7 protein-coding genes are annotated in these 12,109 nt (G+C 67.8%); 6 read left to right on the forward strand and 1 reads right to left on the reverse strand.

The genetic code is table 11. The features are described 5' to 3' along the window. Nucleotides 1-50 precede the first annotated feature (50 nt). Nucleotides 51-1,196: an acetyl-CoA C-acetyltransferase gene (locus AW272_RS23170; RefSeq protein WP_066369506.1), complete on the forward strand. Its 1,146-nt coding sequence runs from the start codon at nucleotides 51-53 to the stop codon at nucleotides 1,194-1,196. Here AW272_RS23170 and AW272_RS23175 read toward each other — a convergent pair. Beyond that, entirely contained in the window at nucleotides 1,193-2,179 is a 987-nt protein-coding gene (locus tag AW272_RS23175; protein WP_083958589.1) for a LacI family DNA-binding transcriptional regulator, read from the reverse strand. The two genes, AW272_RS23170 and AW272_RS23175, sit on opposite strands and share 4 nt — an antisense overlap. Before the next feature lie 321 nt (nucleotides 2,180-2,500). Between AW272_RS23175 and AW272_RS23180 the strand changes: the two genes are divergently transcribed. From AW272_RS23180 to AW272_RS23200, 5 genes are all read left to right on the forward strand, one after another. Continuing rightward, on the forward strand, nucleotides 2,501-3,649 hold the full coding sequence (locus AW272_RS23180; protein ID WP_245657687.1) for an ABC transporter substrate-binding protein: 1,149 nt from the start codon (nucleotides 2,501-2,503) through the stop codon (nucleotides 3,647-3,649). Beyond that, complete coding sequence (locus AW272_RS23185; protein WP_066368893.1) at nucleotides 3,646-4,584, forward strand: carbohydrate ABC transporter permease; 939 nt, start codon at nucleotides 3,646-3,648, stop codon at nucleotides 4,582-4,584. The genes AW272_RS23180 and AW272_RS23185 overlap by 4 nt, the downstream gene beginning before the upstream one ends. Nucleotides 4,585-4,594: 10 nt before the next feature. Further along, nucleotides 4,595-5,359, forward strand: a complete 765-nt coding sequence (locus AW272_RS23190) for a carbohydrate ABC transporter permease (protein WP_218011023.1) — start codon at nucleotides 4,595-4,597, stop codon at nucleotides 5,357-5,359. Beyond that, complete coding sequence (locus tag AW272_RS23195; protein ID WP_066368895.1) at nucleotides 5,352-7,184, forward strand: glycoside hydrolase family 127 protein; 1,833 nt, start codon at nucleotides 5,352-5,354, stop codon at nucleotides 7,182-7,184. The genes AW272_RS23190 and AW272_RS23195 overlap by 8 nt, the downstream gene beginning before the upstream one ends. Before the next feature lie 133 nt (nucleotides 7,185-7,317). Then, nucleotides 7,318-12,057, forward strand: a complete 4,740-nt coding sequence (locus tag AW272_RS23200; protein ID WP_218011024.1) for a discoidin domain-containing protein — start codon at nucleotides 7,318-7,320, stop codon at nucleotides 12,055-12,057. Nucleotides 12,058-12,109 lie beyond the last annotated feature (52 nt).

A 12,109-nucleotide genomic window follows, 5' to 3' on the forward strand; every position in this document is an offset into this window, starting at 1 on the left:
CGAAGTAACGACCGAATGTTGCTCGGTTTCGTGAACAGGTGGAGGCCATCGTGGCAGAGGCGTACATCGTCGGTGCGGTTCGCACTCCCGTCGGCAGGAAGAAGGGCGGGCTGTCGGCCGTCCATCCTGTCGATCTGGCCGCGTATCCGCTGAAGGAGCTCATCGAGCGGACGGGTGTCGACCCGGCCGCCGTCGATGACGTGATCATGGGCTGCGTCATGCAGTTCGGGCCGCAGTCCATGGACATCGCGCGGAACGCCTGGCTGAGCGCCGGTCTGCCCGAGACGGTGGCGGGTGTCACGATCGACCGGCAGTGCGGGTCGTCGCAGCAGTCGATCCACTTCGCCGCGCAGGGCGTGATGTCCGGCACGCAGGACCTGGTGGTGGCGGCCGGGGTCGAGTCGATGTCGATCGTCCCGATGGGCTCCAGCATCACGGCCGCCCTGGAGAAGGGGATGCCGTTCCCGTTCGGCGAGAAGTGGGTCGAGCGCTACGGCATGCAGGAGATCTCCCAGTTCCGGGGCGCCGAGCTGATGGCCGAGAAGTGGGGCTTCAGCCGCGAGGACCTGGACCGTTATGCCTATGAGAGCCACCAGCGCGCCGCCAAGGCCGTCGCCAACGGCTACTTCAAGGAGCAGATCCTCCCGGTCAACGGCGTCGAAGACGACGAGGGCCCCCGCCCTGACACGACGCTGGAGAAGATGGGCAGCCTGAAGCTGCTCCGCGAGGGTGGCCGGATCACCGCCGCCACCTCCTCGCAGATCTCCGACGGGTCGGGCGCGATCCTGGTGGCCTCCGAGCAGGCCGTACGCGATCACAACCTGACGCCCAGGGCCCGCATCGTGACGCTGGCGCTCACCGGCGACGACCCGGTCTACATGCTGACCGCGCCGATCCCGGCGACCAAGAAGGCGCTGAAGAGGGCCGGCCTGACCATGGGCGACATCGACGTCGTCGAGATCAACGAGGCGTTCGCGCCGGTCCCGATGGCATGGCTCAAGGAGCTCGACGCCGACCCCGAGAAGACCAACCCGAACGGCGGCGCGATCGCGCTCGGCCATCCGCTGGGCGGCACCGGCGCGATCCTGATGACCAAGCTCCTCCACGAGCTGGAGCGCACCGGCGGACGTTACGGCCTGCAGACGATGTGCGAGGGCGGCGGTCAGGCCAACGTGACGATCATCGAAAGACTTTAGAGCTCCGGCATCGACGGTGCCGTGGAATCGCGTATGACCAGCCGGGTGGGCATGCTGTGCACGCCCGGCGTGGCCTTTCCGTCGATCGCGGCGAACAGGTGCTGGGCGGCGGTGTGGCCGAGGCGTTCCAGGTCGGGGTCGATCGTGGTGAGGGTGGGCCGGGTCTCCTCCGACAGCACCTCCCAGTTGTCGTAGCCGATGACCGCGATGTCGTCGGGCACCCGGCGGCCCCTCTCCCTGGCCGCCTCGATGAACCCGGCGGCGATCTGGTCGTTGCCGCAGAACACCGCGTCAAGTTTCGGCTCGTTCAGCAGCAGCATGTCGGCGGCGAGCCGCCCCCAGCGCTGTGACCAGGCGCCGTACAGCGTCTCCCCAGCCAGTTCGAGACCGGCCTCGTCGAGGGTCCCGCGGATTCCCCGATCCCGGTCGGTGGCGGCCTTGTAGTCGGTGGGGCCGGTGATGTGGGCGATGCGGGTCCGTCCGGTGGCGATCAGGTGGCGCACGGCGAGCCTGGCGCCGCCTTCGTCGTCGGGGACGAACGACACGTCCGCGGGGTCGTCCGAGGGCGCGTAGGCGTACACCACGGGGACCGGAACGTCCTTGGTGATGGACGGGCGTGGGTTGGTGCTCTCGCCGACCACGATGAGGCCGTCGACCCGGCGGGATAGCAGTGTGCGGATGTAGTGCTGCTCCCGGATCGCGTCGCCGCGGGCGTCGCAGAGCAGCACCGCCATCTCACCCGCGCCGAAAGCGTTTTCCGCGCCCAGGAGCACCGGGATGCCGAACCGGCCCACCATGTCGCTCGTAAGCAGCCCGACGGTGCGGGTCTGCCCGCTGAGCAGGCCCTGGGCCAGCACATTCGGCTGGAAACTGAGCTGTGTGGCCGCGTCGATGACCAGTTGCCTGGTGGTCGCGCGGACGTCGTCCTTGCCGTTGAGAGCCTTGGAGGCTGTGGCGACGGAGACGCCCGCAAGGGCGGCCACGTCGGTTATGGTCGCGCGTCTCGTCGTCACTCCCGAAAACCCTTTCGCCTGACACTTCCTGGTCAAACGGCATCATACCCGGCATACCGTTGACACTAGTGCAGGTTTCTTCTACGTTACGAAAACCTTTTAGGTGATTTCGGTCGTCGGTTCGGGGGGTATCGGAAGGAGCAGGCCATGAAGCCACGTGTACTGGTTAGTGCTGCGTTGGTCGCATTGGTGTCATTAATGTCGGCGTGCGGTGGTTCGGATGGTGGCGAGCAGGCTGCGCAGCAGCCAGGGGCGCCCGCCGCCACGGACGCACCGGCAGTCGAGGTCACGATGTGGACGCGTGCGGCCACCCAGGCTCAGAGTGAGCGACTGGTGCAGGCCTACAACGCGGGTCACAAGAACCAGGTGAAACTGACCGTCATTCCGACGGACAACTACCAGCCGCGCGTCGCGGCGGCGGCGGGAGCCGGGCAGCTGCCCGACATCTTCGCGTCGGATGTGGTCTTCGTTCCGAATTACACGTCGCAGGGTCTGTTCATGGACATCACGGACAGGGTCAACGCCCTGCCGTTCAAGGACAGTCTTGCTCCGTCGCACATGAAGCTGGGCACCATGGAGGGCAAGAACTACACCCTCCCGCACACCCTCGACCTCTCGGTCTGGTTCTGGAACAAGGACCTCTACGAGAAGGCCGGGCTCGACCCGGAGAAGGGTCCCACGACCCTCAAGGAGTACGCCGAGCAGGCGACGACCGTCCAGGAGAAGCTCGGCAAGGACGGCAAGGTCAGCGGCACCTTCTTCGGCGGCAACTGCGGCGGCTGCTTCGTCTTCACCTTCTGGCCCGCCGTCTGGGCCGCCGGTGGCGACACGCTGAACGCCGAGGGCACCGAGTCGCTCAACGACAAGTCGCCGATGACCGACGTGTTCTCGATCTACCGCGGCCTCTACGAGAAGGGCGTCACCGGCGCCACCACCAAGGAGGAGCAGGGCCCGACGTGGACCGGCTTCTTCCCCAAGGGTGAGATCGGCGTCATGCCGATGCCGTCGACCACGCTCGGCTCGATGCCCGCGGACATGAAGATCGGTGTCGCGCCGATCGCCGGCCCCGACGGCGGCGAGTCCACCTTCGTGGGCGGCGACTCGGTCGGCATCTCCTCCACCAGCAAGAACGCCGACGCCGCTTGGGACTTCCTGTCCTGGTCGGTCTCCGACGAGGCGCAGGTCGAGGTCATGGCCAAGAACAAGGACGTGCTCGCCCGGGTCGACCTGGCCAACAACAAGTACTCGGCCGAGGACCCGCGAGTCGTCCTGATCAACTCGCTGGTCGGCAAGGGCCGCACCCCGATGGCGCTGAAGTTCGGTGAGAGCTTCAACGACCCGCAGGGCCCGTTCCTCCGCCTGGCCCGTGAGGCGCTGTTCGGCGACACCGCCAAGCTTCCCGAGCTCAACGCAGCGATTAACGCCTCTCTGCAGTCATGACGACCCTGACACGTCCCCGTGGGCGTGCGGCGCGCGGCGGTTCTTCCGCCGCCGCTGCGCCGCCGCCCTGGTGGCGCCGTCAAGGAGCACAGGGATGGCTGTACGCCTTCCCGACCGCCGTCATCGTGGTCGTGCTCTTCCTGGCGCCACTCGTCCTCGTCGTCTGGATGTCGCTGAACAAGTGGCCGTTGCTCGGTGAGGCGAAGCTCAACTTCCCCGACAACTACACCAAGATCACCGACAACCCCCTCTTTCTCGACTCCGTGTGGTTCACCCTGAAGTACACCGTGATCATCACGGTCGTGCTCTCGTTGTTCGCGCTCGGACTGGCGCTGCTCGTGCAGGAGCGCAGGCCCGGTGTGGGGTTCTTCCGCACCGCGTTCTTCCTGCCCGGCGCGGTCGGCTTCGCGGCCGCCGGCCTGCTGTTCTACGGCATGCTCAACAGCGACTTCGGCCCGATCGACCCGATCCTGCGGAACCTGGGGATCATCGACGAGCCGGTCAGCTGGATCGGCACGCCGAACATGGCGCTGTTCTCCACGATCGCGCTGGTGCTCTGGCGCTTCGCCGGGTTCAACATGCTCATCCTGCTCACCGGCCTGCAGGCCATCCCGGTCGCGGTGTACGAGGCGGCCAGGACCGACGGCGCGAGCCGTTGGGTGATCTTCCGCAGGATCACGCTGCCGCTGCTGCGCCCCACGATCGCGCTGATGCTCATCATGAGCGTCACCGGCTCACTGCTGGCCTTCGACCAGTTCTTCATCTTCACCAACGGCGGCCCGGACAACAGCACCGTCTCGATGGTCATGGTCATCTATCGCGACGCCTTCCTCCGGTTCGACCTCGGCGGCGCCGCCGCCCTGTCGGTCGTGCTGCTGATCGCCCTGGTGGCACTCAACGCCCTGCAGATGCGGGTCCTCAGGAGGCCGGAGTGAGGTCTACACAGTGAGGTACTACACCACGATGGCGGCCCTGGCCGTGCTCTTCCTGTTCCCCCTGGTGTGGAGCGGCTGGGCGTCGCTGGAGGAACCGTACAACTACGTGGAGATGGCCCAGTACGGCGAAGGGCTGGGCACCTACCTGACCAACAGCCTCATCGTCTCCGCGGTGACCGTCGTCGGCACCCTGTTCGTGTCGGGGCTCGGCGGCTACGCCTTCGCCCGGTTCCAGTTCCCGGGCAAGAACCTGCTGTTCCTCGCCACCCTGGCGATCCTGATGGTGCCGTACGCGACGGTTCTGATCCCCCTGTACGTCCTGCTGGGCTACATCGGGCTGCAGAACTCGCTGGTCGGCGTGGCTCTGGTCTTCGTCATGTTCCAGTTGCCCTTCGCGCTGTTCATGATGCGCAACGCCTTCGAGGCGCTGCCGAAGGAGCTGGAGGAGGCCGCGCTGGTCGACGGCTGCGGAACCTTCCGCGCCTTCACCCGCATCCTGCTCCGCGCGGTGCGGCCCGCCCTGATCACCGTCGGCCTGTTCGCCTTCCTGGCGTCCTGGAACGACTTCTTCGCCCCGCTGATCCTGCTCAACGACGGCGCCAGCTTCACGCTCCCGGTCGCGGTGGTGAGCATGACGCAGAACACGTTCGGCGCCATCAACTACGGCATGTTGCAGTCCGGCGTCATGGTCATGGCGATCCCCTGCCTGATCCTCTTCCTCGTCCTTCAGCGCCACTACGTGCGCGGATTCATGTCAGGAGCTCTGCGTGGCTAGTCCCGTGCTGCCGTCCTCCGGCGTGCTGTCCCCTCTCGGCCTGGACGCCGTGCGCCCCGCCCCCGGCTTCTGGGGCGACCGGATCGCCCTGAACCGGGCGGTCACGATGGCGCACGCCCATGAGTGGATGGAGAAGGAGGGCTGGATCGCCAACTTCCGCGGCGACGTCCCCCGCCGGGGCCGGGAGTTCAGCGACTCGGAGATCTACAAGCTGCTCGAGGGCATGGCCTGGGCCGACCATCCGGCGCTGCCGGAGCTGGCCGCGATCGTGGCCCGCGCCCAAGAGCCCGACGGCTACCTCAACACCCGCTGGAAGGACGCGCGCTACACCGACTTCGAGTGGGGCCACGAGCTGTACTGCTATGGCCACCTCATCCAGGCCGGGGTGGCCAGGCTCCGCATGCACGGCGAGGACGAGCTGACCGAGGTCGTCCGCAGGGTCGCCGACCACGTGTGCGCCCGGTTCATGGAGACCACCGAGACCTGCGGTCACCCGGTGATCGAGATGGCCCTGGTCGAGCTCTACCGGGCGACCGGCACCGAGCGCTACCTGGAGATGGCCCGGCGGTTCGTCGAGCGCCGCGGCCTGCCGGCCCTGGCCGACATCGAGTTCGGCCGGGGCTACTTCCAGGACGACATCCCGGTCCGGCAGACGCGGGTCTTCCACGGCCACGCCGTGCGCGCGCTCTACCTGGCCGCCGGGGTGGTGGACGTCGCCGTCGAGACCGGTGACGTCGACCTGCTCAAGACGGTCGAGGCGCAGTGGGAGTCCACGATCGCCCGGCGCACCTACCTGACCGGCGGAATGGGCTCGCGCCACTTCGGCGAGTCGTTCGGCGAGGACTACGAGCTGCCCTCCGACCGGGCCTACTCGGAGACCTGCGCCGGGATCGCCTCGATCATGCTCTCGCACCGGCTGCTGCTGGCCACCGGCGACGCCCGCTACGCGGACCTGGCCGAGCGCACTCTCTACAACGTGGTGGCCACCGCGCTCGCCCTGGACGGCAAGTCGTTCTTCTACGCCAACCCGCTCCAGGTCCGGGTGCCGGCCAAGCCGCTGGAGGGCATCAACCTGGCCGCCGAGGGCGGGCTGCGCTCCCCGTGGTTCACCGTGTCCTGCTGCCCGAGCAACATCGCTCGCACGTTCGCCTCGCTGCCCGCCTACTTCGCGGCCGCGGAGGAGTCCGGGGTGCGGATCCACCACTACACGCCCTCCCGGATCCGGCACGAAGGGCTCGTGCTGGACGTCGAGACCGACTACCCGTGGTCGGGTGCGGTCACCGTCCGGGTGGCCGAGGGCGGAACCGGGCGGATCTCCCTGCGGGTCCCTTCGTGGGCCGAGGGCGCGACCATCTCCCACGGCGGGACCAAGCGGGCGGTCTCGCCCGGATACGCGGTCGCCGAGGCCGAAGGCGGCTGGCGTCCGGGCGACGTCATCACCCTCGACCTGCCGATGACGGCCCGGTGGACCGTGCCGGACTCCCGGATCGACGCGATCCGCGGCAGCGTCGCGATCGAACGCGGCCCGCTCGTCTACTGCGCCGAGTCGGTGGGGGACCAGCCTCCGCTGGCCGAGGTCGTGGTCAGGCCGGAGGAGCCGGTGGAACAGGCGGTCGACGGAGCCATCGAACTGGACGTCAAGGCGGCGCTGATCTCAGGGGCGCCGACCGGATGGCCGTACACGGCCGAGAAGGACAGTCCGGAGGAAGAGCCGATCACCCTGCGGCTCGTGGCGTACCACCGCTGGGGCAACCACGGACCCGCCACCATGCGGGTCTGGCTGCCCGTCGACACCGATCCCGCGTTCTCTGGGGGAACGCGGTAACGGGATTCCCCTTCACCGTCGCCGGACGACGCGTCCACGTCGTCCGGCGACCCGACCGAGATTCACCCCTCACGACGGCGTTCGACCCCGTCGAAAAGCAAACCGACCGATCCCGGTACCTGGAGGAAGTCTAATGAGTGCCAGACGCATAGGCAGGGCGCCCACGTGGCTCGCCCTGGCTGCGCTCACTGTGGCGGGCCTGGTCAGCCTGCCGCCCGCCGCCCACGCCGCAACTCCGATCATCCCCGGCAACGAGGGCGACGTCGGTGTCTACACCAACGGCCAGAACCATGTGATGGAGATCGGCGACCCGGTTTACAGCAACGTCGGTGACGTCGCGAATCAGGTCAAGCCCGGCGTTCCGTTCACCGCCTCGAGCATGCACCAGTCGATCTTCGAAAAGGACCTCGCGGCCGGCGGGACGGACTACTACCTCGACCGCATCCTCGGCGTGAAGGGCGCGATCGGGTCGGCCGTACTGATGACCCGCGGCCGCACGCTCTACATGCGCGGCGCCAGCAACGCCAACTTCACCACCATGGGCTTCGCCGGCAGCGCCTTCGTCGGCGGCCCGAACAACCTCGGCAACTTCTACACGGTCACCGTTCCCGGCCAGACCGTGACCGAGGTGAACGCGAACCGGTTCAACGCACCCTCCCACGCCAAGAGCCAGTACACGGTCGGCGCGACCGGCGTCACCGCCGATCTGACCAAGTTCATCACGTACGAGAACGTCGCGGTCACCGCGATCACCTTCAACAACCCCGGCGGCTCGGCGGCGACCTTCACGGTCCGCGCGGCCTCGGCGCTCGCCACCCAGGCCGGCGCCGGCAACGCCGAGCTGACCGGCACCCGGACCATCACGAGCGGTTCGAACAACGGTCTGGTCGACACCCCGTGGAACCAGATCAGGGTCAACCTGACCGGTGACGGCTTCACCCGCGCCGGCGCCAACCTGGACCGTGAGATCACGGTTCCGGCCGGCGGCTCGGTCTCGCTGTCGGTCGTCGGCGCGGTGTCGCAGGACTCGCTGCCGCAGGCGATCACCGAGTACAACGCCTACGCGCAGAAGAGCCCGGCCGACGCCGTCAAGGACGGCATCACCGCGTTCAACCGCCAGTGGGCCAAGGACGTGCCGTACATCGACGTGCCGGACCCGGCGCTGGAGAAGGCGATCGTCTACCGCTGGTGGGGTGAGCGTTACAACACGCTCGACGCCAACGCGACCGGCTACGTCTACCAGTACCCCACGACGATCGAGGGCGTGAATCTCTATCAGAACGCCGTGGCGCTGACCCAGCCGATGCACCTGCAGGACACCAAGTGGCTGCGGACGCCGTACCTCCCGTACGGCCAGATCCTCAACATCGGCGAGCTCTCGGGCTCCTCGGCGTTCCTGGACAGCCCGGGTCACACGAGCTGGAACAACCACTATTCGCAGTACCTCGGCACCGCGGGCCTGGAGGCCTACGAGGTGCACGGTGGCGGCGCGGCCGTGGCCGACAAGTTCGCCAAGTTCTTCGAGGGCGACGGCAAGGGCCAGCTCGAGCACTACGACGGCAACAACGACAAGCTGATCGCGTACGACACCAACTACATGCCCGGCAACGACTCGGACGCCATCTCCTTCGGGTTCCCGAAGACCGGCGGCGGCGCGCCCGGCGCCCGGACCATCGAGCGTCCGGAGTCGGCGTACGTGTGGGGCGCCTTCGACGCCGCCCGGCAGCTCTACTCGATCTCCGGCGCCGACCAGGCCAAGGTCGACGAGATGGCCACCAGCGCGGACGGGATCCGGGACGCGATCCTGACCAAGCTGTGGAGCCCGGACACGAAGATGTTCCTGGCCGCCACCTCGCACGGCGCCACCAGTGCCGCCGCCTCCAACGGCACGCCCAACCCGCTGCCCGTGGCGGCCCGGGGCAACATCCCGGCCAAGGAGTCGAACCTCTACGACGTCTACTCCGAGAACCTGATCCCCTTCGACCAGGCCTCCACGTACGTCGACGGCTACCGCTTCCTGACCTACGGCGACAACTTCCCGATCTTCCCGTTCTACACGGCCAACCAGTACGACAAGACGGCCTACGGGGTCGGCGGTTCGAACAACTTCTCCAACATCAACTTCACCGTGCAGTACCGCGCTGTGCGGTCGGCCCTGCGGCACTACGACCCGACGGGCAAGTACATCACCCCGGCCTACGCCAAGCGCCTGCTCGACTGGATGGCGTGGAGCATCTACCCGGCCGGTGACATGCGGGCGCCGAACCAGTCGGAGTACTACTCCAACTGGAACCCGACCACCAAGACGTACAACCGCAACAACCCGAACCACGTGATGCTCGGCAACATGAACTACATCTATGTCGAGGACATGGGTGGAATTCAGACGCGTACCGACGACAAGATCGAGCTCTGGCCGATCAACTTCGGTTACGAGCACTTCATGGTCAACAACCTGAAGTACCACGGCCAGGACGTCACCCTCGCGTGGGACCCCGACGGCACCGCCTACGGTCTGGGCGCGGGCTACAGCCTGTTCCTCAACGGTGAGAAGAAGTTCACCACCGACAAGCTGGGCCACGTCACCTACGACCCGGCCACCAACACCGTGACCCCCGCCCCGGGCGCCGGCCTCACCGTGACCTTCAAGGCCACCGAGGGCGACGACTTCCCGAGCGCGGTGAACACCCCGATCGAGGACGAGCGCGTCGTCTCCTACCTCAAGACGGCCGGCATCGACTTGACCGAAGACTCGGCGAACCTGGCGAAGGGCGCGACCCTGGCCTCGTCGTACACCCAGCAGGGCGCCCGCCCCGCCGGTTGGCGTCAGTTCCACACCCCGGGTTACAGCACCACCTCGATGAACTACACCCCCGGCGCCATCAAGGAGCTGGAGCGTCCCGTGGCGCTGGCGGCCGTCACCGACGGTGTGACCGCCAACGAGCCCTACTGGGGCAACTACGGCACCACCGACAAGAACGGCTACGTCGAGCTGAACTTCGGCTCGGCCAAGACCTTCGACAACGTCAAGTCGTTCTTCGTCTCCGACCGTCAGGCCGGTGGCTACCACGAGCCCTCGCGCTGGTGGATCCAGGTGCCCGACGGCAGCGGCGGCTGGAAGGAAGTGCCGGGCCAGTTCAAGAACCCGGCCGCCACGACGGCGAAGTTCAACGAGGCGCTGTTCCCGAAGGTGACGGCCGACAAGGTGCGCGTCGTCTTCACCAACAGCCCGACCTACTTCACCGCGATCTCCGAGATCCAGGTGTTCGACTCGGGCCGTGAGGTCCCGGAGGTCACCAACCAGGCCCCGGCCGTCACCGCCGTGCGTGACGCCTCGCAGGACGGCAACCTGTCCTCCCGCGTGGTCGGCACCTTCTCCGACGACGGCGTGCCCTACGACGACGAACTAGCCTACGGCTGGGAGACCGTCTCGGCCCCGGCCGGCGCGGGCGTCATCTTCAGCGACAGCAGGGCGCTGGCCACCCGCGTGACCGGCACCGTCGAGGGCGACTACGTCTTCCGGTTCTTCGCCGACGACGGCGAGAAGCGGTCGACCGCGAACGTCTCGGTGACCCTCGCCAAGAAGGCCGTCGCCGCGGAGTTCGGCGCCTCGGCCACGATCACCTCCAGCGGCTCCGCGTCGTGGGAGAACCAGAACCGCGTCAACGAGGCCACCAACCCGGCCAACTCCAACCCCGGCGCCGGCAACGGCTGGGGCAACTGGGGCCAGCCGAGGAACGGCACCAGCCCGGCCACCGAGGCGTACCTCCAGTACACCTGGGCCTCGCCGGTCCGGCTCTCCTCGACCGACATCTACTGGTACGACGACAACGGCGGCACCCGCCGTCCGTCGGCCACCGGCTACGTCATCGAGACCTCGGACGACGGCACCACCTGGACGCCCGTCACGCTGGGCAACGGCTCCACGTACGCGGCCGGTCTGACGCTCAACGCGTACAACAAGTTCAACTTCGCGCCGGTCACCACGAGCCGGATCCGCATCCGGATCTTCGGCCTCCAGACCGGTGGCGCCGGAACCGGCGTCCTGCGCTGGCGCGCCAACGGCGAGACCGTCGACTCGGTGGCCTCCCCGGTGCTGATCCGGACCGGTGTCGGCATGATCCCGACCCTGCCGGCGACGCTCGACGCGAAGTACACCAGCGGTGCCGCCGGCACCGTGGCGTTCAAGTGGCAGCCCATCACCGCCGACCAGGTCGCCGAGACCAACGTCGACCCGTTCGTGGTGTACGGCACCAACGACGCCTACGGCCTGATCGCCGAAGCGCGCATCTACGTGCGTCCCGAGATGTCGGACGACGGCATCTCGATCCAGGGCGCCGAGACCTTCGAGCAGCACGTCGACGTCGGCGAGCTGCCGGTCCTGCCCACCAAGGTGTCCGTCTCGTACAACGACGGCTCCCGGGACAACCAGGCCATCGGGGTCGACTGGAACTTCGACCCCGCCGTGGTCCAGACCGATGGCACCTACACCGTCATCGGCGACCTGATCCTGCCCGCGTACGTCAGCGAGGCGGGCACGGTCAGGACCACGCTGAAGCTGATCGTCGGTGAGGGCGGTCCGCAGTTCGCGACCACCGCGACGCCGAAGACCCAGTGCACGGGCACGAACGCCTACGTCTCGCTCAACGTCCGCAACGACTCCGATGGGCCGCTCACGATCGAGCTCATCACGCCGTACGGATCGAAGACCGTGGCCAACGTGGCGCCGGGCAAGAACGCCTTCCAGTCGTTCAACACCCGCGCCAAGACGATCCAGGCCGGCACCGCGACCGTGAAGGTCACCGGAACCGTGGGTGGCCAGCCGGTCACCGAGACGGCGACGGTCCCCTACGGCGCGCAGAACTGCGGCTAGCACCCCCCGGTGGCGGCGCTCTCGTGGCGCCGCCACCCTTGCCGACGGTTAG

This window comes from Herbidospora mongoliensis, assembly GCF_001570545.1.
Classification (GTDB): Bacteria; Actinomycetota; Actinomycetes; order Streptosporangiales; family Streptosporangiaceae; genus Herbidospora; species Herbidospora mongoliensis.

What these genes read in the sequence shown, in the direction of transcription:
- AW272_RS23185 (WP_066368893.1), top strand. Translation starts at nt 3,646, where the DNA reads ATGACGACCCTGACACGTCCCCGTGGGCGTGCGGCGCGCGGCGGTTCT.
- AW272_RS23180 (WP_245657687.1), top strand. Translation starts at nt 2,501, where the DNA reads ATGTGGACGCGTGCGGCCACCCAGGCTCAGAGTGAGCGACTGGTGCAG.
- AW272_RS23200 (WP_218011024.1), top strand. Translation starts at nt 7,318, where the DNA reads ATGAGTGCCAGACGCATAGGCAGGGCGCCCACGTGGCTCGCCCTGGCT.